Raw genomic sequence first — 25,119 nt, 5'->3', positions numbered from 1 at the left:
AGATATGGCAAGGGGCCGCGACCAGTTGAGTCACTTCATGAAGATGCGGTCCATGACTACCGCTCCTTCCTGCAGTACAGGCCTGATCTGCTTGCGGTAGACCAACTCTGTGACAGCAGTACTGCTATGTCCGACCAGCCGGGAGATCTCCTCCAAGGGAGTCCCGGCATCGGAGAGCAGGGAGACGAAACTGTGCCGCAACTCTCGGGGCGTCCATTCGGCCGCGTTCAGACTGGTGCGCTTGATCACACGTCGGAACGCTCGGCGTACGTTGGCCGCGTCCAGTTCGGTTCCTGAGGTCGAGGCGAAGACCAAGCCGTGCTCTGACCAGCCATCGCCTTGATCTTCCTGCTGGGCTGCTCGCTGCTGGATCAGCGCATCGACGCATCGTGCGGGCAGGGCCAACGTTCGGCGAGACTTGCGAGTCTTTGTGTCTCCACCGTTTCGTACCGAGCGCCACACGGCGATGTACGGGGGCACGGATGGGACGGCATCGGGGTGGCCGACCAGGTCCACGTGATCCCAGCACAGCGCGCGGAGCTCCTCCGTACGTGCTCCCGTCAGGAGCGATACGACGATGTAGGCGTGCAGGTTCCTGCCCCCTGAAGCCTTCAGCACTTCCTCGGCCTGGGTCATTGTCAGGGACTTGGAAGGCCTGCCTTTTCGGCCCTGAGGGACGCGGCACAGCTCGACGACGTTCCGCCGCACCTTGTCTCTGGCCATGGCCCGCTTGATGATCCGATTCAGGCAGGAGTGGAGGCGGGACAGCGTGCTGGTGCTGAGCGACTTGGCCTTCTCTGCCAGCCACTTGTCCACATCCTGTGCACTGAGCTCCCGGAGCCTCCTCTTACCCAGGGCCGGAATGATGTGGGTCTTGCACAGGATCGTGGTTGTGGTGACCGTGTTCTGATCAAGTCCGCTGAGTCCGTAGGTCAGCCAGTCATTCGCGGCTTGTCCCACGGTGTAGTCCCCTGGGGCGATGATCAGCCCGTCCTCGTAGTCGCGTAGGACTTCCTTGAGCTTGTTCTTGGCTTCGGTCTTGGTCTTGCCGCTGCCCCGCTTCACGATGCGCTTGCCGCTGGGGTCGAAGCCGAGGCTGGCGGTGGCGATCCAGCGTTGGCGCTTGTCGTCCCAGTGGAGGCCGCCGTCTCCTTTGCTGCGTCGCTTGGTCATCAGGCTGCTTCCTCTGCTTCCTTCTCCAGGAGGGCGATGTAGGCGCGGATGGCGCTTGGGGTGATGAGGCGGGCGCGGCCTTGCTTGACGGAGCGCAGGCGGCCGGTGCGGATCTGGTCGTAGATGACGGTTCGGCTCATGCGGAGCAGGCGCATGGCGTCGGTGACGCGGTAGAGCTGGGTGTCGGCGAGCCGGACGCTGTCCGGCGTTGAGGTGGTCACTCGTGGTTCTCCTCGTCGGCGGGGACAGCGGGGACGGGTAGCAGGGCCGGTTGTCCCTGGTTGATTTCGGCGTTGGTGCTGGTCGTGGCCTGGTTGGGGACCCCGGGGACGCTGGGGACACCTCCTGGTGGTGTGCCGGGCAGGCGGTAGTGGCCGGTGGCGTTCACGCAGAGCTGGCCGTCGGCGTTCATGCGCTGGCAGGTCTTGCGGACGTTCTCGTGGGACAGGCCGGTAGCCTCGGCGATGGCCTTGGGCGTGCTGCCTGGGTGCTGGCGGACGTGGCGGGCTATGGCGGCGCGGGTGTCGGACAGGGCGTGGTCTTCGGGTGGGCCGTCGAGCAGATGCCAGGTGCCGGCGGCTGGCTGGAAGGCCATGGCGTACTCGGCCTCTTCGACGTCGCGGCCGGTGACGTGCAGGACGCCGTCTGCGGTTCCTCTAGCTCGTTTGAGGACCAACGTTGCGTCTGCGGCTCCGGCCAGGCCGTTGGTGCCGGAGACCTCGCTCAGGAAGTCTTCTGAGGCCATCTTGCGGACGTGGTGGATCAGGACGACGGCGACGCCGTAGGTGTCGGCCAGGCGCTTGGCGCGGGTCATGGCGGCGTAGTCGGCGTCGTAGGCGGACAGGCCGGGTGGTGTGGTGCCTCGGATCTTGGCGAAGACGTCGATGACGACCAGGCGGGCGTTCGGGTGGCGGTCGAGCCAGCGGGCGATGGCCTCTTCTCCGCCTGCGGGCAGGGTGGGGCAGGTGGTGGCGAGGGTGAGGTCCTGCGGGGCTGGTTGGCCGCTGAGGATCTTGCCCATGCGGTTTTGCAGGCGGCGGGCGGTGTCTTCCAGGGCGAGGTAGAGGACCGGGCCGGGCTCCAGTTCGATGACTTCCAGGGCCTTGGCGCCGCTGGCCACGGCGATCCCCAGGCCGAGACTGAGCCAGGACTTGCCGACCTTGGGCGGGCCTGCGAGCAGGCTGAGTCCTTCGGCGATGATCCCGGGGACGGCCCAGCGGGGCTCCGGGAAGGTCATGGCCATCAGTTCGTCGGCGGTCCAGGACGTGCGGAACGGCATCGTGGGAGCGGCGGCCGGTGCGGTCTCGCCGTTGACCAGCCGCAGGTGTGTGGTGCGGTCGGTCATGCGGCCACCGTCCGGGGACGGCGGGCACCGGCGCGCAGGCCGGATGCGATGGTGCGCTGGGCCTCGCGGTACGGCTGGCCGACCTGCGTGGCTGCCTCCGTGAGCCACGTAATGACGGCGGCGGCGTCCAGTTCGCCTCCGGCGACGAGCTGGCCGAGCGCGACGGCCGCGAGGTAGAGCGCGTTGTTGTGTCCGTGTGGTGGTGAGCCGGCCACCCGTTGCAGCTCACCGAGGACGGCGGCGCGGATGTAGGAGCCGCGCCGGTCGGATGCCAGGGGCACCGTGACTGGCTTCTGGGGTGGGAGCGGGGCCGGGCGTAGGCGTTCGGCCAGCCAGGCCGGGAGTAGTGCGGGTGGGATCGGGTGCAGCACCTCGTAGGTGCCGGTGGCGTCCTGGTCGGTGACATGGCTGCCGGGGCCGACGACGTAGCCGCCGTGGGCGCGGGTGTCGATCAGCCAGCCGAGTCCGTTGCCGTGGCTGCCTTGGGTGTTCGTCAGGGTCTCTCCTGGTGGCGTGGTGAAGTACAGGTGCAGGCCGCCGCGTCGGGTGCGGACCTGGAAGGTCTCCAGCGGGAGTGGTTGTCCGTCCTGGTCGCAGAGGGCGGCGAGGACGTCCGCGCCGTCTCGGATGCCTGGCCGGTTCCACTGCGGTGGTGGTTGCTCGCCGGGCTTGGGCTGGTCGAGGTCGAGGACGACCAGGCCGGACGGGCCGGTGGCGATGCCGACGTTGTACGGGCGCTGCCAGATGCGCCGGATCGTGGCCGGGTCGGTGGTGGTGCGGTCCTGCCAGGCGGTGAAGCCGCGGGGCGGGGTCTTGCCGTTCGGTGCGAGTGGGAAGACATGCCAGCCGCGGGCGGCGGCGGCCAGGGCGTAGCGGGTCAGGTCACGGGTCATGGGCGGCTGCTTTCGGTTGGGTCAGCGGGAGTCGCGGTGCAGGGCGCGGAGGTGGTTCCAGAGGTGGCGGCCGATCCGCAGGCGTAGGCCGGTGGCGTGGCAGCGGCGGCAGTCGTGCATGCCGCGTCCGATGCGGTTGGGCTTGCGGCGCTTGCCCTGGCAGGAGCGGCAGCGGCGGAAGGGCCGGATGTAGCACTCGGCGGCGTAACGGACGGTCACGAACAGGGCTGTAGCGATCACCGCGCTAGCGGCGAGCGTGGCAGGGTTCACGACGGGCCTCCTGGGCCGTTTTCGGGTGTCGTCAAGCGAGGGCGCTAGCGTGCTAACGCCCTGGCCAGGGCCTATTTCTGGGTGCTAGCGGGGGTGCTAGCGATAGCAGGGTCAGCCGCTAGCGCTAGCAGCCCCGGACGGGGTCACTCGGTGCCGGTTCGGCGGTTACGTTCCGCGATGGCGTCGGTGAGATCGTCCAGGCGGATGCCGCGCCTGGTGACGGGCTTGCCGTCGATGCGGCGGCCGATCGCGTTCACCGGGACGCCGTGCGGCTTGAGTGCGGTGGTGAGCTGTTCGGAGGCCCAGCCGGTGTAGAAGTCGGGCCGCAGGTCCGCCAGCCGGGAGCACAGCACCTCGTTCCACACGGCCGTCTCTCCTGCGGGCCAGACCTGGGCGAGGTCCGTGAGCAGGTCGAAGGTGGGCGCGTCGGTGCGAATCTGGGTGCCTTCCTCGGGCAGAGTGCCGGCCAACCCACGGAGCTGCATGGCGCGGGCCACGACCTGCTTGGCCTTGTCGGTGTCCACCTCGAACGAGCGGCGCGCGGCGGGCTTGCCCAGGCCGGACAGGATGCCCCAACCGGCCTCCTTGACCGGCTCGAAGATGGTGGCGCGGTAACCCTGCTTGTACATCGAGGTGCCGAGGATCATGTCGTTGGCGACCTGGTCGGCGACGCTCATGCAGTAGCGGGTGTTGACGTTGCGGGTGATGCCGGTCGGCAGGCTGTCCTTGTCAGGGATCTGGGTGCCGATCAGCAGGATCACGCCCAGGGCGCGGCCCAGCTTGATGACCTTCTCCAGGATCTCCCCGGCTTCCTTGCCGTACTTGGCGTGCAGGAACAGTTCCTGGATCTCATCGATCGCGACGATCAGCGGATGCAGGCCGGAGTCCTTGAGCGAGGCCAGCTCGGGCGTGACCTTGTTCTCCGGGGCCTTGCCGAGCTGGGCGTAGTGGGCGATGCGCTTGGAGCGGCGCTCGCACTCCTTGTACAGCCAGCGGATCATTCCGGCGCACCGGGCGATCGTCTCGTCGTCGAAGCCGTTGCCGTACTCGGTGCAGACCGGTTCCAGGACCTTGAAGTCCCCGACGCCTTTGAGCTCGTAGATGCGCAGCTCGGCGCGCGGGTCCAGTGACGCGGCGAGGACGGCCAGGCGCAGGGCGAAGGTCTTGCCGGAGCCGGGCTGTCCGCCTACCAGCCAATTACGGAACATCAGGGCCGCGTTGATGGTGTCCATGCGCGGGGTGGTGGCGAACGGGAAGGGCTTGAAGACGTCCACCTTGCCGTCCTTGAGCAGCGGCCAGGCAGGCTGCTTCATCTGTGAGGCGGGCTCGTAGCCGACCCACAGGGACAGCCGTCCGGGGTGGCCGTCGCCGGGCTCGGGCCAGACCTGGTCCAGTGGGAGCCGCATGCCGGAGGCCAACCGGCCGCGCCGGGCCACGACGTCGGCGGCCTCCACCCCGAACGGCAGGTCCACGACCGCGAGGTGGCCGGGGCCGTCGCGGTGGATCTCGGTCGGGAAGCTGATGGCGTTCGGGTCCTTGCTGACGGCCTGGTTGATGCCGGAGATGCCGCAGGACAGCAGTGCGCGGCGCACCAGCTCGGCGGTGAGCTTGCGGTAGCGCGGTCCTTCGGAGACGCGGTCGGTGATGGGCTTGTCGGTGGGACGTCCGGCGCGGGCCAGCACCGGGACCGCCACGGCGACGGCCAGCAGATGGCCCCAGGTCGGGATATCGGCGAGCAGGAAGACCAGCAGGCCGATCGCGAACGTCACGGCCAGAGCGGCCACGACCCACCAGCGCCACCGCGATTGGCGTTGCCGCTGACGGTCCAGCTTGAGCCACGTCTCCGGGTCGTTGCGGTCAGCGGCGTACTGGCGCAGCGCCCAGTTACCCTCCTCCGCCGTGGCCCAGTGCAGCAGCTTGCCGGTGGCGCGGAAGAACCCGACTGGGGCGTACACGGTGGCCTTGGCGGCGTATTTGGGCGAGCGGACCGCGTGGTAGCCGAGCACGTACCCGGCGTCCTTGGCGGCCCAGACCAGCATGGAACGCGTGCCGTTCCAGGACCGCAGCGTGGCCGGGATGATCGGGGCGCGGCGGCGGTCGTTGCCGGAGCGGTACGGCACGTCGTCGTCCGGCGGGTCGACCGGAGGCCCGAGAACCGTGCCCTCGATCGCGATGGTCTCGCGGTCGAAGAACTCGTCACCGTCGGTTTCCTGGTCATCCGCGCGGCGGGCGCGACGGCGGGCGCGACGGCGGGCGGCGTCCAGCGGGACGACTTCGCCACCGGGTTCGAAGACGGTCGGCTCGTCGGGGTCTTCGTGCTCGTGCGGGTGATGGGTCATGATGTGTGCACCTCGTGTGCGTAGCTGCGAGCGGGGTTGCGGGGCGCGGCCGAAGTCTTGGCGGATGAGGTCGCGTCCCGTACTGGCTTGATCAGGGACGATGTGCGGTCGGACCGCGCCTCGTCCTTGCGAGCTGTGGTGTCGATGCGGACGGTCGGTCCGACCGGTGGTGGGTCGCCGGTCGATGGGCGGACGAGGGTGAGGTCCATCAGGCCGCCTCGCGTTCCACGTCCTGGGCGGTCGGACCGGTCTCGGTCCGCAGGCGGGCCAGCAGTGCTCCGGCGCGGTCGGTGGAGATGGACCGGCCGGTCTGGCGGATGGCGTCGCGGAGCCGGTCCCGGGTGAGCGTGATGCCGCGTGCGTCGTGGTCGGCGGCGATCTGCCAGCCGAGCGGCATCAGGTCGTCCACTTCGGACGGCGCGACGGCCGGACGGGTGTTCTTACGCGGCTTGGGCTTCCGGGGCGACGGCTTGCGGGCAGGGGCGGCGGTCAAGGCCGGGCGCTCGGGAGCCGGAGGCGGTGTGATGCGTACCGCCTCGGCACGGACCGGTGTGCTGGCCGGCACCAGCTCGCCGAGCTTGTACAGGGCGCGCTCGCGTCGGCTGGCCTTGAACTGCCACAGGCGGCCGTACCGGTCCTGCAGATCCGTCTTGGCCAGGATGCGGTCACGCTCGCGGCCCAGAGCCTCCGGGTACGAGCGCACCTCCCACAACACCATCCGTCGCCAGAGGGCGAACGTGGGCAGCGGCGACAGCAGCCATCGCGAGACCCGGATGCTGTCGATACGGCGTGACGGGTTGGCCAGGTCGGCCCGCTTGCGTACGGCGTGCGTGCCGATCTCGACGGCCACGATCCACAGACCGGGCAGGATCGCGTGGGCGACGACCGCGAACCAGTCCGGCCCGCTGGGCGTGCTGGTGTAGGCGGCGACGTTCAGGTAGACGGTGACGGCGGTCAGCGCCCACGGGATGAACCGCAGCCAGCGCACCCGCATGTCCAGCCGGGCCAGGACCAGGTCCAGCGCGGAGAACACCGCGATACCCAGATCCACCCCGAGAGGCAGCAGGAAGGCGAGCGGGCCGAAGGTGGGCTTGGCCGCGTCCATGACGGTGGCGAACGAGATGACGAACCCGACCAGGCCCAGCACGCCGACAGCGGCGGCGGTGACCGAGATCAGGGTCTGCTCTCCGTCCGACAGCGGGCGCGGGCCGCTGGTCAGGTCGTTCACGGGATTGGCTCCGTTCTCTGAGCGGGTGGGGTCGAGCGGATGGCGGTGCTGGTTCATCGGCTTCTCCAGCAGCGCGGGCAGCCGGGCCGGGCGCACCAGTACTTCGGGCGGATGGCCCAGGAGCGGGCCGCCTCGTCCACCGATCCGCCGTGGCGGACGGCCATGCGGGCGGCGAGCCGCATCCGGCGGGCCTCCTGGCCGACGCGCACCAGCTCGGTGCATAGGCCACCGGCCAGGAAGAGCAGGACATAGACGAGAGCAGAGATCATGGTCAGCTCCAGTGACGGTTCTTGAACTGCTGGTTGGCCTGCATGCGGCGCTCGACCGCCGCCGGGTCGGAGAACCGGTCGAGGTGCGGGTTGGCCTCGCGGGCGCGCTCCTGGAGCCGCGTCCACTGCTGGTCGCTGATGGTGTTCGGTGACTGGTCGTCGGACATGGACGAATCTCCGATCAGTGGCAGGAACGGACGAGCATGCGGCAGACGCGGCAGCCGGGCTGGCAACGAAGGCCGTGAATGACGCACCGCTGGACGGGACGGCCACCGCCGCACCGGCATCCCAGCGGGCTGCGTGATCGCTTGCCGCACTCGCAGCACTGGAAGCGGCTGGCCATTCACGCCACCTCGTTCGAGCGGTAGTGCGGGAGGGAGAGGAACGGACGGACTTCCCGCAGTTCCTCTGCGGTGTATCCGGCCCAGACGCCCGCCTCCGGGTCGAAGGCGAGGGCGTAGGACAGGCATGCGGCGCGGGCCGGGCATCGGGTCTGGCAGATGGCCTTGGCGGTCGCCTCACGCGCCCACCGCTCCTCGTCGGTCTCGACGTCCGGGCCGGTGAAGAGCACGGCCATGGTGGAGTCGCAGGCCGGTTCGGCGTTGATGAGGTCGTCCAGCAGGTCGTACTGGTCGTCGTGGTCGTTCACAGCTTCACCCCCAGCGCGCTGAGCGCCTGGACGAGGGCGAGCCGGATGCAGACAGGACAGATCGGCGGCGACGGCGGTTCGACGTCCGCGCGGACTCCTCCACGCCGTCGCACATGAGGCAGAACCACTGGACGGGCTCGGCGAGGTCGTCAGGGACGGCCTGCGTGGTCTTGGACCCGTGGGTCATGATGAGGACACCTCTCTAGAAGGGGCGCCGGGGTGCGGGACTGGTTTGGCGACTAGGGACCGCATCCCGGCTTCTTCGTTGTTTGGGCTGGTCAGCTGTGCTGGATCATCCCCTGGTGCGTCTTATTTAAACAAGATGAACAATCATCGTCAACGACGCTGGCATACTTGTTTGAACAAGGCACATGAGAGGGGCCGCAACATGCCCAGCCAGAGGCGGCGCGACGCGCTCCGCGGGGACGTGTCGGCGAGGATCGCCGACGACCTACGACAGGCCATCCTGAGCGGCGAATACGCCGAAGGAGAACGGCTTCCCAGCACGTCAGAGCTCATGGAGCAAGAGCAGGTCTCTTCCCTGAGCGTGCGACACGCCTACCAGGCGCTCATCGGTGAGGGCCTGGTCGTGGCGGTACCGAAAAAGGGCTTCTACGTCCGCGAGTCGCTGTGCATGACCTGGCACATGACGAAGTGGCAGGACCCGCAGCGCCTGGAGAACGTCCAGGTGGACGGCTGGACGGCGGACGTCGAAGCCGCCGGCTACTCCCACCGTCAGACGATCAGCGTGAGCATCCTGCCCGGCAGCCACCTGGTCGCTGGAACACCGGTCGCCGAACGGCTTGGCATCCCGGAGAGCGAACGAGTCGTCGTCCGCAGCCGCGTTCGCTACATCGGCCCCGGCCCGGACCAGCCCGCCAACGAACCCGAGTCGCTGGCCGACTCCTACTACGCGTACAACGTGGTCAAGGACACCGGGATCATGGAGCCGGACAGCGTCAACACCGCGCAGGTCCTGGCCGAACTCGGGTGTCCGATGCGGGACCACGTCGACGAGCTGACCCCACGCATCGCCTCACGGCAGGAGACGGACCGGCTGAAGCTGACCGGCGTCATGGCCGTACTCGAAGTGGTGCGGACGACCATGACCACCTCGGGAAAGCCGATCCTCGTACTGCACCAGATCAGGCCGGGCAACGGGTCCAAGTACATCTACCACGTGGGAAACCACGATGCCTGAGCGTCCCGTCCTGGTGGCCAGGCTCGCCGTCGAGAGCGACACCGATCGCGTCATCGAGCTGCGGGCCGAGTCCGAACGCTGGCTGGCCGAGCGTGGCATCCAGCAGTGGACGGCCAAGTGGGACGAGGTCGGCCGGGAGAAGATCCGGCGCAACATCGCCAACCGCGAGACCTGGGTGTTCGAGGACGGCGGTGAGGTGATCGCCACGGTGACCCTGAACACCCGGCCGGACCTGGACTTCTGGCACCCGGACACCGACGGCCCGGCCCTCTACCTGTACAAGCTCCTGGTGGCTCGGCATCGGGCAGGCGAGGGTCTGGGTGCGGACATCGTGAACTGGTCGGTGAACCAGGCCGCCCGGCACGGCTTCCCCTGGCTGCGCCTGGACGTCTGGCGCACCAACGAAGGACTCCAGCGCTACTACCGGGAGCTGGGCTTCGAGCACGTCCGCACCGTCGTGGTGGACGGACGCGATTCGGGGGCCTGCTTCCAGCGGGAAGCCGTACCGACCAAGGTGGACAACATCACCGAGGCGGGCACCCAGGCCGATGCCTAACGCGAGCGAGGCGACTCACCACTTCCGGCGCTGGTGGCGGTGCTCGGAGACGAGCGCCACCCACACGACCCGGGCAAGGGCCTCCCGTCCCCGGCCGGTCTCCTCATACCCGTTCTCAGTGCGGCGCAGGACGAAGAACTGCCCCGCCTCAGAGCACCACTCGTACTCGCCACAGCAAGAGGTCTGGGTCACGCGAATCCGGGAGGTACGAGGGATGTGCGGTTCCCACTCGTACATCGCGTCTCACCTCCAGGTCCCGCGCACGGAGCGACGCCGCTTTCCGCTCCCCACCGCCTCGGCAGGCCGGGCGCACGAGCCCATGGCCCTTGCGCCGGCAACACCGTCCGCAAGCCTGCACAGCCGCAACAAGGTCGCGCCGTAGATGTAGGAGGGATGCGATGCCTGACGATCGAGCCGCACGATCTGGACCGAGCCGCTGGCACCGGGCGTCAACGATTTCAATGCCCGCAGCAGGAGCACCGCAGCCCGCCCAGGATCACTGGTTATGCCGCACGCGCCCCGGCCGTCGTCGTCGTCAGAAGCCGTCCACGAGTAGAAACCCTCGGTGTCCAGATGCACGTCTCCATCAGAGCCATGCGCGGTATCACGTCAGAAGAGGACACTGAGAGGCGAAGCCCCATGTCCGCCCCCGTGTCCGCCCGTCCCCGGAGGTGCACCGGATGAGCGACACCGCAGCCGCCCCGGCCTGGGCCGCGCGCCTACTCGCCGCCCGCACGGCCCAAGGCTGGTCCCAGCGCGACCTGGCCCGAGAACTCGCCCGCGTCTCCGACAAGCCCCTCCCCGAACTACCGAATGTCGTCCGCCGCATCCGAGGCCACGAGACCGGCGCACACCGGCCGGACGACTTCTACACCCAGCTCTACTGCAAGGCCTTCGGCCTGACCCAGGACCAGCTCTTCGGCACCGTCACCAAGCCGATCCCCAGCCTCGCCCTGCCCTCCCTAGCCCCAGACGCAGACCTGTATGAGCGCATCACCCGCGCCATCGAGCACCCGTCCCGCGTCGACCTGGCCACCGTCCAATGGCTGGAACACTGCCTGGCCGAACACCGCCGCGTCGAGGACACCATCGGCAGCCGCCCCCTCCTACCCTTGATCCACGCCCAGCTCACCACCGTGGCCGACCTCGCCCGAGGCGCCAGAGGCCCACTCGCCGACCGCGCCGTCGCCGCCCTGGCCCAATACGCCCAGTTCCTCGCCTGGATGTGCCACGACTCCCGCCAGCCCGCCGCCGCCCTGGCCTGGTACGACCGCTCCCACGCCTGGGCCCTGGAAGCCGGAGACGCCTGCCTCGCCTCCACCACCCTGAACATGCGCGCCCACCAGGCCTGGAGCCTCGGCGACGGACAGCGCTGCGTCCGCCTGGCCGAAGCCTCCCGCTGGCACGACGGCCGCACCACCCCCGGCGTCCAGGGCATGGCCGCCCAAATGGCCGGCCGAGGCCACGCCCAACTCGGCGAAGCCAACCAGGCCCGCACCCGCCTCGCCGAAGCCGAAGACCTCATCCGCCGCGCCGCCGAGCACCCCGAGGACGAACCACCCTGGATGTACTTCTACGACGAGGGCTGGTTCCTCATGCAACGCGGCATGGCCGAACTGGAGCTCGGCGACGGCCGCCGCGCCGCCGAGTACCTCGAACGCGGCCTATCCACCCTGCCCGACCACTACCGCCGCGACAGAGCCTGGTACGGAGCCTGCCTCGCCCGCGCCCAAGCCCTTAGGGGCGAGGCCGAAGCGGCCGTCGCCGCGGCTCTCAATGCCGCGCCGGACGCCATCGATCTCAACGCCTACGCCGTAACCGAACTCCAACGCACCGCTCATGACCTCGCCTCAGCAGGCGCTCCCGGTGCTCGGGCGATCAAGGAATCCCTGACAGGCTCGAAAGCGTAGCCAACGTCCCCGCTGTCCCCGCTGTCCCTCACCTCCTTTCGAAGTGGGGGTATCCACGGAGTCAAGGGGACAGATCGAGGACAGAGACGCCGGTGCTGTCCCCGCATACTGCTGGACCACTGGCCCCTGGCGGCACCGGTGCCCACTGGTGTTCCAGCACTTACGCATGGTGCTCCTGCGATTCCGCCTCTTGGCCGATCAATCCCAAGCTGGGGCAGACGTTTAGGCTAGGTAACCCGGAACGTGTAGTCCCCAGCTGTATCGAAAATCATCGATCAGTCGGGCGGCGAGTTCGGGATTTACTCCAAACGCCAGGCGTGCCGAGGCCATGTAGTTGAAAGTTGCAGGATAGGCTTCATCATCTGTAGCCTTCGCAACGTTATGATTGGCGAGCTTCTGGTCGAAAACATCGCTTACCGTTAAACAGAAATAGACGTACGTCGCTAGTTCCCTCCGAAGAGCCCGTGTCGTTTCTGTTTCGTCCTCAGAGCTGGAATTTAGTTCATCAAGCAGGTTTTCTATCGGCATGGCAGTTCTGATGTCGTGAGCCAGGCAATGAAGCTGTCGTAGCAGAACGGTCGCATCCTTAGCGGCAGGATTCGTAAGCGCCGCTACTGTTTTGCCATAAATTTCATCCCTGGCGATTCGTTCGGAAATTTCAGCTAGCGACGACCTCTCACTCCCGATTCGAATAACTTGTCGAGCCATCCGAATTAGATCGCGTGCCAGGCCGCCAGATAGTACGTGACACAGGGCTACGTACGGCTCGGTTAGTCCTATAACGCGTTCGTATAGAAGTCGACGAGACTCGGCGTACGTAAGCGGTGCGACTCGGACGATCTCATCAAAGGCGCTATCGAAAACGTCTCTCAGTGGAAAGCCTCGACGCTCGAAGGCCATAAGAGCATCGTCCGACACCGATACGAAGAAGTATACGTTGGGTATTCCAAAGACGCTCTTTATTTCGTTGAGAAATCTCTCAACCTGCTCGCCGGAGCCTATCTTATCTAACTCGTCGACACCGATGAAAAGCTGGTCATCAGTACGGCGAAGATGACGGCCTACTGTCTCTGTGAAGGCGCGAAACTCTCGGACAAGTTCCGGGTACGTGTACGGCTGCTCCGCATTTGCGTAGCCGTGCGATGCTTGCACCTCTAGCCCTATACCGAGCTTGAGTCCTCCGCTCCATCCAGATGTGCGTGTCTGGAGATAGCGAATGCGCTTCAAGTTTCGCTTAGCGCGTGAGCGAAGCCGTCGCTCGGTACGGAAGGATATTTCGCGCACCATGATGTTGCGCACGTCGCGATATGTGGTCCAGATCACGACGGAGAGTCCGAGTATGATGGCTGCGAATGACAGAAATGGGGTCAAGTTGGCGTAGAAACCAATCAGCAGCAGCGCCACCGTCCAGAGCAGCTTGAACGTAAAGACGCTAAGGCCGTAGATCGTGTCAGCAACTAGCCATAGCAGGCGTTTATTCCATGAAACTTGACGTTTCCAAGCAGTCTGTCGTTGCCTCCAGCTACGTCTTGGCTGACGGAAGCGCGAATGAACTGCCCGACACAAGACTGCAAATAGATAGAGAACAAACTCGCGAGCCACGTAATCGACCGGTGCAGACACGAGGCAGCACACGTCGCTTTGGTAATTAAGATTCTCCGCTCGGCAATAGGCACGTATTAGGGCAGATTTTCCTGCGCCGCGCTGTCCTGCGATTCCGATGCTTCCGCCTTGTAGCATCTCAACGAGTTCGTCAACCCGATCATAGGCTGACGTAGACACATAGTATGTGGTTCCATGTAGGTCGCTCAGGCCTGGGCTTGACGTAACGGCGAACTGTTGTGTAAGGCGGTCCTCGCGGGCCTCGTTTATGGCAAGTCGTAGCAGCCGGATAATAAGCCCACTCGTGTGTACTCCGTTAACGAGAGTCGCGCGTGTCTTCCTCAAGTCTGCAGCAGCATCGTGATCGTATATTTTTAGAAGGGTACTTACGCCGCGCTCATGGGAGAGCGCGTGCTTGGCGCCCATTGCTAGACCGGCCAAGAGTAATGCCATGAGCCCCAGATCGCGTACGGAACTGAAGAAGGTGAGCCAAATGCTGAGAAGTCCTCCGAGTATAAGCATGAGGAATCCTGTCGCACTGGCCCATATAGCGACTCGATGCAGTCGACCCGTATGCATATCTTGTGGGGCTCGGTCGATGAATTCTTGCACTGTGATGTTGAACTGATTAAGTGCTCTTTTGTAGGCGCGATAGCCTGGGACCTCGTTGATGGGAAGGTCTAGAAGCATGCTCAAGGAGATTATTTTTAGTCGTTGTTGGTTAATGGCGAGATCTTTTGATGCTGACTGAATTTCGTCTGAGACAAGCTCCGTTAGTACGAGCTTCTCCAGTGACTTCCTCAGACGTGTGTCGCGCGAGAGCCAATGAGCTGAGGTGTTCGGTTCGGACATGGGCGCCTCGCGACTTAATTCGATGTTTGGGATGACCGTAACTTGCGCCAGGGGACAGCAATAGGCTCGCACACGCCAAACAGGTACTCGATGTCTTTCGGACAAATGTATGTAGGCATACCTCTAGCGACATGGTCCGCCGGGCCGGTTCGGTCGTTTCGCTCAGTCAAGATCGTTTCGCCCATGGGGGTTGCATGGCATCGGCAGGACGCCGGAGTGAGCGTTGTGGTCGTGCTGATGAAGGAGGTCGCGTCTCAGATGAGTGACGTTCTGCGTGACAACGGCCGTAGACCAAGGTGGACGTCAGCGAACGTTGGCGGCTCATCGTCGCAGGCGGCAACCTCCTGCTCGCGAGACGAACCAGTGTTCGAGTTCCCTGATAAGGAAGAGGTCCCAGGTTCAAGTCCTGGTAGCCCCACTCGAATGACCAGCCAAAAGAGCTGCATCCTGATCTAGGACGCGGCTCCTTTTCGCATCATGGGAGAAATCTGGGAGACGACCTTGGTCGCCTTCCCCTCCCACCATTTCGCGAGTTCGGCGTCCAGCAGCGGGATCGCGCTGTATGGGTAGATCTTGAACCTCTCGGCCACCGCGTTCTCCCACAGCGCCTGCAGCAGTTCGACGAGCTTGGCGCGCATGGCCGGGGTCGGGTGCCCGTACCGGCCCTGCATCGTCGAGTCCTCAGGCCCCATCCGCTCGACCTTCAGGGCCTTCTTGATCCCGCCGTCGTCCATCCACGTCTGGTGCGCATGCCGCATCCCGTGCGGCGTCAGCCCGGGCAGCAACGGCAGCCAGGTCACCAGGTGCGGTCGCTCCTTCTCCGGCCAGCTCTCCCAGTCCGGGATCCCGCGCCCCACCGGCGGCACGAACTCCTCGCCGACGACCGCCCGCGGCCACTTCCACAGCGTCGGCCGCCCGGGCCAGTGCTGCTTGCGTTCAAGTGCCTGACGGCGGCCGCGCGTCGGCTTCGGCCCGTACACCGCGGCGTCGGTCAGTACCGGCAGTGCCGGCCGGGCGAACTTCCCGGTCCGAGCCGGGTAGGCGCCGTCAGCCGCCGGCCGCATGATGCTCGTGCCGAGCCCTTGAGTTCGTAGACCTCCTGGTTGATGTCGAGCAGTTGCTGCTTGCGTAGCAACTTGTTCGGCTGCAGCGCGAGGAGTTCGGACCAGCGCGATCCAGTCCAAGACTTCGTGATCATCTGCAGGAACACGTCGTCGTGCTGTGCCAGGAGCGCGCACCGCTCGGCCACCAGCAGCGCCTGCAGGGGACTCGGCCAGACCTTCGCGCCCTGGGCGGCCGCCTCCAGCCGGCGCATACCCTTCATGCCCGTGCCGGTCCGCCGTTCGGCGGGGTTGAGGCCATGTACCTCGGGATCGCGGCGTTGATGATGTTCACCAGCAGATTCCGGGCGCCGCCCGCGGTCGACCGCTTGTAGCCGATCCGGATCATGTCCATCTCCCAGCCGTCGAACTCCTCGGTGGGCCACTCCTTCACCTGCATTCGACGTTTACCGAACCGGTGAAGCAGGTGGCTCTGCAGCAGGGAGCGGTATTTGGCCATGGTCGACGGCTGTAGCCGCGTGGAACAAGGCAAGCTCGTACTCACCTATCTTGCCCTATGCCGTTCTACGAAGCCGGTCTTAGACCGCTGGCCCACCGCCAGCCCGATTCCTCTCGACTTCGCCTCTCTGCCGTCCGGCTTTCACCAGGTTCTTGCGGATCTTCCGCCCTCTAGCTGACGACGCGAGTCTCTGCCGAATTGCCATTGTGAGTATCAAGGCGGCGGCTGCGCCGCCGCACGCCCGCGCGGCCCGGGGCCGGTCTCGCGCGGGGAGCCGCGCGGGCTGAGGGATCACAGTGGGCCAAGCCGATCACATACGCCAGTAGTCACCCGAAGTAGGCACCGAAGCCGGAAGAGGTCAGGACATACCTCCGGCGGGGACTCAGCTCCGGGCTGATCGCGGGGGAAGGTGTAGAGGGCAATATCCCTTCGTCTGGCATCTCGGGCTTCTCTACCCTTGGACCAGGAGAGGGGTGGATCTCATGCTTCGACATGGAGGCCGATACCGCTGGAGAACCGGTCTCCGCAGACGCTTACCGTGGTTCCTCATCAACCTCGGCATTGCTGATAAGGGACGCCGCGACTGTGGTGATCATGAGTGGTACAACCATGATGGCGAGGTTGAGCTGTGCTACCACTGCAAGGCAGGTGAGCGACGGCATCTCTCAAGTCAGTGACGGCAACGGCCCCGAACGGGCCCGCATGTTCACGATCAGTCCCGCTGACGTTGTTCGTCGTGAGGGCTGGATCGTGCGGGTAATGATCGTGCTGATAAGGAAGAGGCCCCAGGTTCAAGTCCTGGTAGCCCCACCCAGTTAGAAGGCCCGTTCGGATCTCTCGGACGGGCCTTTGACGGTTTTTAGGGGCGGCAACAGCATCTGTTTCTGACGGCTTGTCCCGAGCGGGCAGTCGCCGCGTTTCCAGTGAAGGGCCGCGACGTGCCTGACCTCTGGCCGGCCAGAGTCGTCCGAGGTCCTCCGCGTCCTAGCGGAAGCCGTCCGTAAGGACCATGTAGACGAGGAGAACTTACCGGTGATGCTGACGGCAACGGCCTGAATGAAGCTGCATACTTTCGGTTAGTGGCATCAGCGCTAATCGTGCAACACGGTACTGGCTTTTTAATCTTCTGAGTGACTAACTGCGTGACTACGGTCTTGAGCCGGGCGTCTGATCACTAGCATGAGGCAAGGCTGCTGGGTGAGCCTGGCAGGTGCGGTCTGTCAGTCATCTTCGCGCTACTGGTGTCCGCCGTCGTTTGCGCACGTGTTTCCTCCGAGATCGTCGCCCCTATGGATGGCAGGAACCTCACGGGAGGCGGGATGATGGCCTGGTTCCGTATTGTCATGGTCGTAGGCGCGAATCTGCTTGCCGGGTTGGCCGGCCAGATGGCTGTGGCGGGCTGAGCCCAGCGACCAAACGGCTGAAGCCTCACGCGTTCGGCCGAGTACATCCCGAACGCGCAGGACGACACCGTGGGCCTCTTGTAGGACGGTTGGATCGTATGTTGTCGCTTCCAGAAGTGCCGCTCTCGTACGCCCTTCCATAGAGTCGGAACAGTCGCACGTCGTGAATGGCTTTGGTGATTCCGATCATTCCGCCTGCCGCGTTCGGGCAGACTCAAGCAGACCAGGGACTTTGTTCGCCTGCTCTCCGGGAGACGAGGCAGACGGAAAGATTCGACGAACGTGGCTGGTGCGGATCGTATGGCTGCCGTGGCCTTGTCGCGGCTTGATCAACTGGGGGTGATATGCGCAAATATGTTGCGGCCATTGGCGTTGTCTCGCTCCTGGCCGGTTGCGCGGTTTCGATTCCAAGTCAGCAGGGGCAGGGTGGAGATTCGCCGCCACGTGGCTTGGTCGGTCCGTCCCCTGTCACGCGCGCGCTCGTGGATCTTTCGAAACGCGCCAAAGGCAAGGTGCTGCTTCATCATGTCGATGATGAGGGGCAGACCTACCGCTGGACCACGAGGCTCAAGATGGGAACGTCGTTTCGCCTCGATGTGGACTGCGTCGAAGCAAGCGGGACGATGATCGTCCGCATAGGAAAATCTCAGCTTCCCCATCAATGCTCTGCCAGGCCTGGGGGTGTGCGCTTCAGCACGATCCCCGACAAGGCGGCTGTCCGTAGCATCCAGGTCGAGGCGCCCAAGGGCGCCAAATGGGCCATTCTTATTTGGAAGCCACCGCAGAGTTAGCACCGACGGCAATGACTGCGGACAATGCTGGTCTTCCGCGAGTGCAGATCGCGGTCCCGAATGAGACGGGAGCCGAGCTATGCGATTGATGCTCGTGCTGATGAGGAAGAAGACCCGGGTTCAAGTTCTGGTAGCTCCCACACGGTTCCAACAGCCATTCCTTGTTCCGGCATGGTGAAAGAGGCGCTCAATGCGCTCTCGCGGATGATGGCCGAGCATATGGCCATGCCGTTCCCGTCCGGCTTCCGTGGTATCGACGTCGAGGATCAGGACATGGTGCTGCTCGGCGCGGACGCCTATGGCATCGCTGCGGGCGTCCTTGAGGGCTCGCTCAGCGAACGGCGCCGCGCTGGTCTGATGCGGCTGGCGACGGTGTTCGAGGAGGTTCTTCCGGCGATCGACGACGAGTATGCGATCAAGTACTACGCCCATGTGCGTGACATGGTCGTGCTGGCCGCTGAAATCGAGAGATTGCGGGAGAAGTAGCGCTGTACCACCTGTGCCGTGGTTGATGATGAGGCGCGAGAGCCTGGGGTTGTGGCATGACGCGTGAATGGGGCTGATCGCGCGGGTGTGGGTTATCTGGCGCAGGGGTCGGTTCCCGGTGGGGCTGTTGGGCCGAACAGGCTCTGGGCGCCCCATGCCTGGATGAGCTTGCCCGGTACGGGTGGGCCGCAGAGTCGGGCGTCGAACACGCCCTGGTACTTCCACGGTTTCTTGCCGCGGGTCGTCCAGTAGTACTGGGCGTCGAGCAGGGCCACGACGTGGAACTCGTCCTCGTCCGGGGTCTGGCCGTAGATCATGCCCAGGTAGATGACGCCGCTGTTGGTCACCTTGCCGGCCTTGTTCGGGGCGCCTGAACCGTCGGTGGCCTCGTTCACGGCGATGGCGGCGAGTTGGTCGCGGGTCTTCTGGTTGATGCTGAGCGGGACGGCGGTGCCGGCCGGGAGGCGGTCCTCGGGCTCGTAGTGGTCGTTGTCGAAGTCGATTGGCTGGGCTGGGGGTGTGGTCGTCTGCTTGGTGGGTGCGGTCGCGGGCGTGGGGGTGTCGGCAGGCTGGAAGACCAGCACCAGGGTCATGACCACGGCGGCGGTGAAGACGATGGTCAGGCCCAGGATGAGGAGCAGGACGGGGAGCGCCCGCCTACGCGGATATGTAGCCGGCGGGATTGGATCACTCACGGGCGATTTCTACCACGCGCTGAACGTGCGGACTCTGCGGATCGGGTCGCGGCGGCTGTCGGACTTCATGCCCAATCGCTGGTGGAACTGGACGGCGCTGAGCTTGCGCCTTCCGCTGTGTGCGCGCTTTCGCACCCGGACGTACCACCATCAGCGGTCGCAAGCTGGTCAGGAGGTGTGCGGTGGCGTCAAGGAGGACGAGGATGGGCTGCTCTGGGTCGCTTATGAGGAGTGAATTGGGATCGGGTGGGCGGCTGTTGTTGCTGGTGGGTTCTGCGCGGAGCGGGTGGCTGTTTTTGGTTAGCTGGGGCGTGGGTCCCCGACGGGCTCCGCGGCGTACTTGTGGGTCATGGGGGAGAGTGAGAACAGTACGGAGTGGGCGGACACGTCGCCGGGTGGGCAGGTGATGACGTGTGCCTCCATGAGCGTCTCGAGTACCCGGTCGGGGTCGTCCACCAGCAGGGTGAGCTCGTCCAGTGTGAACGTGTGGGTGGGTAGTGAGGCCAGTGCGCGGGTGGCTGTCAGCAGGGCGGGTGGGAGTCGCAGGAGTCCCTGGGCGAAGATGTCCTTGACCGAGATGTCGCCCACGTCGAGTTCGTCGGCCTGTGACGGCGAGGTACGTTCCAATCGCGTGGCCAGGCCGCCGCACGACAGGTAGGGCAGCGTCAGGAGCCGGGCGCCGGCCGCTCTGATGGCCAGCGGCAGCAGGTCGCAGGCGTGCAGCAGCCGCTCGGCGCCGGAGCGGTCGCTGAGTACGCGGTCCATGCCGGTGATGCGGCTGAGCAGGTCGAGGCCCTCCTGGACGGTGAAGGGCTGCAGGTCCAGCCGCAGGACGGAGTCGAGCGCGCTCAGCTTCATCCGGCTGGTGATGATCACCCGGCTGCCGCCGAAACTGGGCAGCAGTGCTCGGACGGACGCCTCGTTCGGCGCGTCGTCGAGGATGATGAGCATCCGGTGCTCGGCCAGCCAGGAGCGCCAGATCGCGACGGCGTCGGCGTATTCGACCTCCGTGCCCAGATCCAGGCCGATGATGTGCAGCAGGTTGCGCAGCACGCGGCCGGTCGGCAGCGGGGCGGAGTTGGCGTCGTGCAGGGTGACGACGACCACGCCGTCGGGGAACTGCGCGTGCATCAGGTGTGCGACGTGGACGGCGAGCGTGGTCTTGCCGACGCCGATGGGCCCGGCGACCAGCGCCGCGCCGCCAGGCGGGCCGTCCTCGTGGAGCAGTCCGGTCAGCGCCTGGATCTCGTGGGTCCGGCCGGCGAAGTCGATGACGCGTGGCGGGATGCGGACCGGGGCGCTGGGCAGCCGGTTGGGCGGGCGCGGCTGCTGCGCGGGGCTGGTGTCCTGGTCGAGGAGTTCGGCGTAGCGTCTGCGCAGCATCGGGCTGGGGTCGAGGCCGAGGTCGCGGGCGAGCTGCTGGCGGCGTTCCTCGTACAGGCTCAGGGCCTCCTGTACGCGGCCGATGCGGGCCAGCGCGAGCATCCTGGCGGCGCAGACGCGGTCGCGGTGCGGGTACGTGGCGACGATCTCCTCGCTGCTCGTGAGGACCTCGTCGTACTGGGCGAGTGCGACGGCGAGCTCGGCCCAGTCCTCGTACACGGTCAGGAAACGCAGTTCGAGCTGCTCGGACTCCCTGATCGCCGACGGCGAGTCGAGCAGGTCGGCGAGCGGGGTGGCCTTGCGCAACAGGATCGCCTCGCGCAGCAGCCGGGCGGCGGCGGCCTGGTCGCCGGCCCGCGCGCTCCTGCGTCCGGCCGCGGCCAGGCCCTGGAACCTGAGCCAGTCGAGCTCCTCCGCGGCCACGTTGATCATGTAGCCGTAGCCGACGTTGCGTACCCGGTCGCCGACGATCTTCCTGAGCAGGGAGACGTAGGTCTGGATGTTCTTGCGCGCGTGGGCGGGTGGTGACTCGTCCCAGAGGTCGGTGGCCAGCTTCGCGGTCGGTACCGCGGTGTTCGCCCGGCACAGCAACATGGCCAGCAGTAGCCGTTGTTTATGCGGTCCGATATTCGAATTCAGTCCGCCGGACCGGACGCTCACCGGGCCGAGAATGCTGAATTCGGTGCCGCTTTTCGGGCGGTGCGGAGAATCGGGGGAGGATAAGTGTGTCTGCCCTTTTCCAGGCACATCGGCCCCCGTGATGGTTACCTTGGAGCTGCCCCCTGCGAGGATAATTGACCACCATCCTTGGCTTGTCAACTATCTTGTTGGGGGCCTGTCCGGGTCGGTCGACCCGCCTTCGACCAGTAGCGTTGTGTAGGCGCGGTTGCGCAGAGCGCGCATTAGATTGGCCATCCCCTCGCTCACCAGACGGTTCAGGGCCGGCGGATATCCGGCCGCCGCCAGCCGGTTCCCGGCCAGGTCGACCGTTTCCCGTTCGATGAGCAATAACGGAAAGCCGCCCAGCGCGAATGTGCGTGCGGCGTCGGACGGCCACGCACGGTAAATACGGCCGACTTCGTCGAAGTACGGCTCCCGATAAGGGCGGAGCAGTTCCGGATTATGCGCGTCCTGAAATCCCATGACGGTGCTGCGGAGCATCGCGCCGGTGAGCGTCCCACTGGTGATCGCCTTCCACGCGGCGGCCTTGCCCTCGGGGGTGGGGATCGCCGCGCGGCACTGGGCCGCCGCGCGCTCACCGCTCGCCGAGGGGTCGCGCTCCAGCTCGGCGTCGATGTCGGCTCGGTCAGCACGCCGCCGGAGACGAGGGCGTGGACGAGCGTCCAGCGCAGGTCGGCGTCGACGCTCAGCCCCTCGGGCACCGCCGCGCCGTCGCGGATGTCACGGAGGAAGGCCAGGTCGCCGGGCCGCCGTGAGACCGCGGCGAGCGAGGTCAGGTAGGCGAGCTGCTGGTCGGATCCGGGCGCGGCGGCCTCGATCATGGACCGCAGCGCGTCGGCGAGCAGGGCGAGCGCCCGCGGCCGGGTGGCGGGGTCGGTGTACTGCACCGCGCTCACCCTGGCCTGGTTGAGCACGCTCTCCAGGACGGCCAGGTCGCCGCCGATCGTGTGCGCGGCGGAGGCGACCAGCCGGACGTAGTCGTGCGCGCTCAGCTCGCCGTCGCGGGTCATGTCCCAGGCGGCCGACCAGCACAGCGCGCGCGGCAGCGACTCGGTGAACGCGGCGATGCCGCCGTCGACCAGGGTGCGCAGGGAGCGCTCGTCCAGGCGGATCTTGGCGTAGGTCAGGTCGTCGTCGTTGATCAGCACCAGGTCCGGCTGCTGCTCGCCTGCCAGGTCCGCGACCGGGGTGCGGGCGCCGACGACGTCCAGTTCCACCCGCTTGGTGCGTACCAGTTGCCCGCCGGTCAGGGTGTACAGGCCGATGGCGACGCGGTGTGAGCGCAGGGTGGGGTAGTCGGCGGGGGCTTCCTGCACCACCTCGAAGGTGTCGAACCGGCCGTCGGTGAGGGTGAAGGACGGGCGCAGCGTGTTGACCCAGGAGGTCTCCAGCCACTCCTTCGACCACGACGACAGGTCGCGGCCGGAGGTGCGCTCCAGCGCGCCGAGCAGGTCCTTCAGCTCGGTGTTGCCCCAGGCGTGCTCGGCGAAGTAGTCACGCACCCCGGCCAGGAAGTTGTCCAGGCCGACGTAGGCCACCAGCTGCTTGAGCACCGAGGCGCCCTTGGCGTAGGTGATGCCGTCGAAGTTGACCTCGACCGCCTGCATGTCCGGGATGTCGGCGGCGATGGGGTGGGTGGAGGGCAGCTGGTCCTGGCGGTAGGCCCAGGCTTTTTCCACGTTGGCGAAGGTGGTCCAGGCGCCCTTGCCCCAGCGGGTGGCCTCGGCTTGGGAGAGCACGGCCATGTAGGTGGCGAACGACTCGTTCAGCCACAGGTCGTCCCACCAGCGCATGGTGACCAGGTCGCCGAACCACATGTGGGCCATCTCGTGCAGGATGGTCTCGGCGCGGCGCTCGACCACGGCGTCGGTGACGCGGGAGCGGAAGACGTAGTCCTCCAGGAAGGTGACGCAGCCGGCGTTCTCCATCGCGCCGGCGTTGAACTCCGGTACGAACAGCTGGTCGTACTTGCCGAAGGGGTAGCGCACGCCGAAGACGCGGTGGAAGAAGTCGAAGCCCTGGCGGGTGACCTCGAGGATGTTGTCGGCGTCGAGGTGTTCGGCCAGGGAGGCGCGGCAGTAGACGCCGAGCGGGATGCCGTCGTGCTCGTCGGTCACCTTGTGGTAGGGGCCGGCGACCAGGGCGGTGATGTAGGTGGACATCACCGGCGTGGGCGGGAAACGCCAGGTATTGCCGGTTCTGCCGCCCATGGAGTTGGAGACGCAGGTCCAGCCGCCTGGCGCGTGCACGGTGAGCTGGAAGGTCGCCTTGAGATCGGGCTGGTCGAAGCAGGCGTAGACCCGGTGGGCCTCGGCGGTCTCGAAGTGGCTGTGCAGGTAGACGGCGCCGTCCAGCGGGTCGACGAAGCGGTGCAGGCCCTCACCGGTCCGCGAGTAGGCGCAGTCGGCCTCGATCACCAGCTCGTTGTGGACGGCGGGGGGAGGGAGCGGGAACCGGCCCTTGGCGGCGTCGTAGGTGGAGACGTCCAGGTCGGCGCCGTTGAGGGTGGCCCGGTGGACGTGGGCGTCGTGCAGGTCGATGAACGTGGGGGCGCCGGGCTTGAGGCCGGTGAAATGCACCGTGGTGGTGCTGCGGAACCGCTCGGCGCCGCCGGTCAGGTCGAGTTCGACCGCGTACGCGGCGACCCGGACCAGCCGGGCGCGCTCGGCGGCCTCCGTCCTGGTGAGGTTATCGGCCATGGTGACTGCCTCCTCCGGCGAGGAACGTCAGGAGGCCGGCGGCGACCGGCGCCTCCTTCGTGTACAGGTCGCGCACCAGCCGCGCGGCCCCGAGCGTGACCTCCGACGTGGACGTGCCGCGCTCCAGCCAGCGCCAGTCGCCGTCCAGGTTGGCTTCGAGGAAGACGGGCCCGTCGGGGGTGATCAGGAAGTCGAAGGCGGCGTAACGCAGGTTCCACGTGGCGGCCAGCGCCTGCGTGGCGGCGCGTACCGGCTCGGGGGTGCTGACGAGGCGGGCGCGTATGCGGTCGGGGCGGCGCCAGGGGTCGGACGGCGAGTGCTTGGTCACCTCGTAGGTGACCAGCTTGTCGCCGAGCAGGTAGACGCGTAGTTCGCTGTCGTGCTCGACGTAGGACTGCACGACGACGGGGGCGCCGAAGCGGCTCGTGGGGTGGTCGAGTGCGGACAGTTCGTGGACCTCGGCGAAGACGCCGGTGAGCCTGCCGGGTTCGGCCTCCACGAAGTGGCCGCCCAGTGACTTCAGCACGACCTTGGGGTCGGGCAACGCGGCCGCTGCCGCCCAGTTCGTGGTGATGATTGTGCGTGGGACTGCGATGCCCAGCCGGGTTGCGGTCGCGAGCTGTTCCAGCAGGCCGGGGCCGCTGGACGGGATGAGCGTGGCTGACACGGTGGTGAGCTGCCGGACGAGCGCCGCCCATGACTCGCGCCGCCACTGCGTGTATCCGCCTGGGCTGGGGGGCGGCTCGCCTGGGCTGGGCGGTGACTCGCCTGGGCTGGGTGGCGGCTTGCCCGAGCTGGGCGGTGACACGCCCGAGTCGGGCAGCGACCTGGTTGAGAAGTGGCGCACCCAGGTGACGACCGGTCTGGCATGGACCTCGCCGAGGCGGATCAGGCGTTCGGCGGGGTCGATGAGCAGGTCTGGGGGGTCTGGGGCGTCGGAGTCCAGGCGGAGGACCGGGACGCCCACCCGGCGCAGCAGGTTGGCGACGGCGGCCATCTCGGTGTCGGCCGTCCTGGTGATCAGCAGGACTACCGCATTCGGGCGCGCGGCCTTCCCTGCTTCTCCGGCTTCTCCGGCTTCTGCGGCCCGCCGGTGCGGGTCCCAACGGGAGGCGCGCGGGTCGAGGTGGGAGG

At 66.6% G+C, this 25,119-nt stretch carries 22 protein-coding genes, 1 tRNA gene and 2 pseudogenes; 6 read left to right on the top strand and 19 right to left on the bottom strand.

All coding sequences use genetic code 11. From position 1 onward, the window contains the following. Positions 1–30 precede the first annotated feature (30 nt). The 10 genes from HII36_RS20995 to HII36_RS20950 all read right to left on the bottom strand — a co-directional run bounded on the left by HII36_RS20995 (position 31) and on the right by HII36_RS20950 (position 8,166). Entirely contained in the window at positions 31–1,173 is a 1,143-nt protein-coding gene (locus HII36_RS20995) for a tyrosine-type recombinase/integrase (RefSeq protein WP_173524934.1), read from the bottom strand. Beyond that, complete coding sequence (locus HII36_RS20990) at positions 1,173–1,394, bottom strand: helix-turn-helix domain-containing protein (RefSeq protein ID WP_173524933.1); 222 nt, start codon at positions 1,392–1,394, stop codon at positions 1,173–1,175. The genes HII36_RS20995 and HII36_RS20990 overlap by 1 nt, the downstream gene beginning before the upstream one ends. Then, positions 1,391–2,518 carry an AAA family ATPase gene (locus HII36_RS20985; protein ID WP_173524932.1) on the bottom strand — a complete coding sequence of 376 codons (1,128 nt, stop codon included), beginning with the start codon at positions 2,516–2,518 and terminating at the stop codon, positions 1,391–1,393. Before HII36_RS20985 ends, HII36_RS20990 begins: the two co-directional genes overlap by 4 nt. Then, positions 2,515–3,411: a bifunctional DNA primase/polymerase gene (locus tag HII36_RS20980; RefSeq protein WP_173524931.1), complete on the bottom strand. Its 897-nt coding sequence runs from the start codon at positions 3,409–3,411 to the stop codon at positions 2,515–2,517. Before HII36_RS20980 ends, HII36_RS20985 begins: the two co-directional genes overlap by 4 nt. Positions 3,412–3,432: 21 nt before the next feature. Continuing rightward, positions 3,433–3,681 (bottom strand): hypothetical protein, encoded by a 249-nt coding sequence (locus tag HII36_RS20975; protein WP_217369757.1) that lies wholly within the window; start codon positions 3,679–3,681, stop codon positions 3,433–3,435. 143 nt (positions 3,682–3,824) lie between these two features. Next, complete coding sequence (locus tag HII36_RS20970; RefSeq protein WP_217369756.1) at positions 3,825–6,020, bottom strand: cell division protein FtsK; 2,196 nt, start codon at positions 6,018–6,020, stop codon at positions 3,825–3,827. A gap of 208 nt (positions 6,021–6,228) precedes the next feature. Further along, positions 6,229–7,344: a DUF2637 domain-containing protein gene (locus tag HII36_RS20965; protein WP_173524930.1), complete on the bottom strand. Its 1,116-nt coding sequence runs from the start codon at positions 7,342–7,344 to the stop codon at positions 6,229–6,231. Further along, the gene (locus HII36_RS20960; protein WP_173524929.1) at positions 7,302–7,517 is read right to left on the bottom strand and encodes a hypothetical protein; all 216 of its coding nucleotides are present in this window, start codon (positions 7,515–7,517) and stop codon (positions 7,302–7,304) included. Before HII36_RS20960 ends, HII36_RS20965 begins: the two co-directional genes overlap by 43 nt. Positions 7,518–7,519: 2 nt before the next feature. Continuing rightward, the gene (locus HII36_RS20955) at positions 7,520–7,684 is read right to left on the bottom strand and encodes a hypothetical protein (protein ID WP_173524928.1); all 165 of its coding nucleotides are present in this window, start codon (positions 7,682–7,684) and stop codon (positions 7,520–7,522) included. 176 nt (positions 7,685–7,860) lie between these two features. Beyond that, positions 7,861–8,166, bottom strand: coding sequence for a WhiB family transcriptional regulator (locus HII36_RS20950; protein ID WP_173524927.1), 306 nt, complete (start codon positions 8,164–8,166; stop codon positions 7,861–7,863). A 388-nt stretch (positions 8,167–8,554) separates the two neighbouring features. Between HII36_RS20950 and HII36_RS20945 the strand changes: the two genes are divergently transcribed. Then, positions 8,555–9,367 carry a GntR family transcriptional regulator gene (locus HII36_RS20945; protein ID WP_173524926.1) on the top strand — a complete coding sequence of 271 codons (813 nt, stop codon included), beginning with the start codon at positions 8,555–8,557 and terminating at the stop codon, positions 9,365–9,367. Then, complete coding sequence (locus tag HII36_RS20940) at positions 9,360–9,923, top strand: GNAT family N-acetyltransferase (RefSeq protein WP_173524925.1); 564 nt, start codon at positions 9,360–9,362, stop codon at positions 9,921–9,923. The genes HII36_RS20945 and HII36_RS20940 overlap by 8 nt, the downstream gene beginning before the upstream one ends. Before the next feature lie 243 nt (positions 9,924–10,166). Here the strand turns inward: HII36_RS20940 and HII36_RS20935 are convergent, their stop codons facing one another. Further along, positions 10,167–10,502, bottom strand: a complete 336-nt coding sequence (locus HII36_RS20935) for a hypothetical protein (RefSeq protein ID WP_173524924.1) — start codon at positions 10,500–10,502, stop codon at positions 10,167–10,169. A 101-nt stretch (positions 10,503–10,603) separates the two neighbouring features. On the opposite strand from HII36_RS20935, the gene HII36_RS20930 reads away from it, so the two are divergent. Continuing rightward, positions 10,604–11,833, top strand: a complete 1,230-nt coding sequence (locus tag HII36_RS20930) for a tetratricopeptide repeat protein (RefSeq protein ID WP_173524923.1) — start codon at positions 10,604–10,606, stop codon at positions 11,831–11,833. A gap of 222 nt (positions 11,834–12,055) precedes the next feature. On the opposite strand, the gene HII36_RS20925 is transcribed toward HII36_RS20930, so the two are convergent. Next, the gene (locus HII36_RS20925; protein ID WP_173524922.1) at positions 12,056–14,287 is read right to left on the bottom strand and encodes a hypothetical protein; all 2,232 of its coding nucleotides are present in this window, start codon (positions 14,285–14,287) and stop codon (positions 12,056–12,058) included. Positions 14,288–14,602: 315 nt separating this feature from the next. Here HII36_RS20925 and HII36_RS20920 point away from each other — a divergent pair. Further along, a tRNA-OTHER gene (locus HII36_RS20920) sits at positions 14,603–14,705 on the top strand. Positions 14,706–14,739: 34 nt separating this feature from the next. On the opposite strand, the gene HII36_RS20915 is transcribed toward HII36_RS20920, so the two are convergent. Genes HII36_RS20915 through HII36_RS20905 form a run of 3 tightly spaced genes read right to left on the bottom strand, consistent with a single transcriptional unit; the run spans position 14,740 to position 15,847 of the window. Next, positions 14,740–15,351 carry a site-specific integrase gene (locus tag HII36_RS20915; RefSeq protein WP_173524921.1) on the bottom strand — a complete coding sequence of 204 codons (612 nt, stop codon included), beginning with the start codon at positions 15,349–15,351 and terminating at the stop codon, positions 14,740–14,742. After that, positions 15,279–15,611, bottom strand: coding sequence for a hypothetical protein (locus HII36_RS20910; protein ID WP_173524920.1), 333 nt, complete (start codon positions 15,609–15,611; stop codon positions 15,279–15,281). The genes HII36_RS20915 and HII36_RS20910 overlap by 73 nt, the downstream gene beginning before the upstream one ends. Next, entirely contained in the window at positions 15,608–15,847 is a 240-nt protein-coding gene (locus HII36_RS20905) for a hypothetical protein (RefSeq protein WP_173524919.1), read from the bottom strand. Before HII36_RS20905 ends, HII36_RS20910 begins: the two co-directional genes overlap by 4 nt. A 1,747-nt stretch (positions 15,848–17,594) precedes the next feature. On the opposite strand from HII36_RS20905, the gene HII36_RS20900 reads away from it, so the two are divergent. Further along, positions 17,595–18,041 (top strand): hypothetical protein, encoded by a 447-nt coding sequence (locus HII36_RS20900; RefSeq protein WP_173524918.1) that lies wholly within the window; start codon positions 17,595–17,597, stop codon positions 18,039–18,041. Positions 18,042–18,212: 171 nt separating this feature from the next. Further along, positions 18,213–18,527, top strand: coding sequence for a hypothetical protein (locus HII36_RS20895; RefSeq protein WP_173524917.1), 315 nt, complete (start codon positions 18,213–18,215; stop codon positions 18,525–18,527). 92 nt (positions 18,528–18,619) lie between these two features. Here the strand turns inward: HII36_RS20895 and HII36_RS20890 are convergent, their stop codons facing one another. The 4 genes and pseudogenes from HII36_RS20890 to HII36_RS20875 all read right to left on the bottom strand — a co-directional run. Continuing rightward, complete coding sequence (locus HII36_RS20890) at positions 18,620–19,222, bottom strand: hypothetical protein (RefSeq protein WP_173524916.1); 603 nt, start codon at positions 19,220–19,222, stop codon at positions 18,620–18,622. 300 nt (positions 19,223–19,522) lie between these two features. Continuing rightward, positions 19,523–21,199: an AfsR/SARP family transcriptional regulator gene (locus HII36_RS20885; RefSeq protein ID WP_173524915.1), complete on the bottom strand. Its 1,677-nt coding sequence runs from the start codon at positions 21,197–21,199 to the stop codon at positions 19,523–19,525. 225 nt (positions 21,200–21,424) lie between these two features. Beyond that, a pseudogene (gene pepN / locus HII36_RS20880) lies at positions 21,425–23,985 on the bottom strand (aminopeptidase N). Next, positions 23,975–25,119 (bottom strand): annotated as a pseudogene (locus HII36_RS20875) (hypothetical protein); the annotation flags it as partial. The pseudogenes HII36_RS20875 and pepN, both read right to left, overlap by 11 nt.

The organism is Nonomuraea antri (genome assembly GCF_013283785.1).
Classification (GTDB): domain Bacteria; phylum Actinomycetota; class Actinomycetes; order Streptosporangiales; family Streptosporangiaceae; genus Nonomuraea; species Nonomuraea antri.
Note: the sequence above shows the minus strand (reverse complement) of the source record. Positions and strands in the feature narration are given on the sequence as shown.

Excerpts from the sequence above, each read along its gene's own strand:
- HII36_RS20995 (WP_173524934.1), bottom strand. The coding sequence starts at position 1,173 with ATGACCAAGCGACGCAGCAAAGGAGACGGCGGCCTCCACTGGGACGAC.
- HII36_RS20985 (WP_173524932.1), bottom strand. The coding sequence starts at position 2,518 with ATGACCGACCGCACCACACACCTGCGGCTGGTCAACGGCGAGACCGCA.
- HII36_RS20980 (WP_173524931.1), bottom strand. The coding sequence starts at position 3,411 with ATGACCCGTGACCTGACCCGCTACGCCCTGGCCGCCGCCGCCCGCGGC.
- HII36_RS20970 (WP_217369756.1), bottom strand. The coding sequence starts at position 6,020 with ATGACCCATCACCCGCACGAGCACGAAGACCCCGACGAGCCGACCGTC.
- HII36_RS20960 (WP_173524929.1), bottom strand. The coding sequence starts at position 7,517 with ATGATCTCTGCTCTCGTCTATGTCCTGCTCTTCCTGGCCGGTGGCCTA.
- HII36_RS20955 (WP_173524928.1), bottom strand. The coding sequence starts at position 7,684 with ATGTCCGACGACCAGTCACCGAACACCATCAGCGACCAGCAGTGGACG.
- HII36_RS20945 (WP_173524926.1), top strand. The coding sequence starts at position 8,555 with ATGCCCAGCCAGAGGCGGCGCGACGCGCTCCGCGGGGACGTGTCGGCG.
- HII36_RS20940 (WP_173524925.1), top strand. The coding sequence starts at position 9,360 with ATGCCTGAGCGTCCCGTCCTGGTGGCCAGGCTCGCCGTCGAGAGCGAC.
- HII36_RS20930 (WP_173524923.1), top strand. The coding sequence starts at position 10,604 with ATGAGCGACACCGCAGCCGCCCCGGCCTGGGCCGCGCGCCTACTCGCC.
- HII36_RS20925 (WP_173524922.1), bottom strand. The coding sequence starts at position 14,287 with ATGTCCGAACCGAACACCTCAGCTCATTGGCTCTCGCGCGACACACGT.
- HII36_RS20915 (WP_173524921.1), bottom strand. The coding sequence starts at position 15,351 with ATGCGGCCGGCGGCTGACGGCGCCTACCCGGCTCGGACCGGGAAGTTC.
- HII36_RS20910 (WP_173524920.1), bottom strand. The coding sequence starts at position 15,611 with ATGAAGGGTATGCGCCGGCTGGAGGCGGCCGCCCAGGGCGCGAAGGTC.
- HII36_RS20905 (WP_173524919.1), bottom strand. The coding sequence starts at position 15,847 with ATGGCCAAATACCGCTCCCTGCTGCAGAGCCACCTGCTTCACCGGTTC.
- HII36_RS20900 (WP_173524918.1), top strand. The coding sequence starts at position 17,595 with ATGCGCAAATATGTTGCGGCCATTGGCGTTGTCTCGCTCCTGGCCGGT.
- HII36_RS20895 (WP_173524917.1), top strand. The coding sequence starts at position 18,213 with ATGGTGAAAGAGGCGCTCAATGCGCTCTCGCGGATGATGGCCGAGCAT.
- HII36_RS20885 (WP_173524915.1), bottom strand. The coding sequence starts at position 21,199 with ATGTTGCTGTGCCGGGCGAACACCGCGGTACCGACCGCGAAGCTGGCC.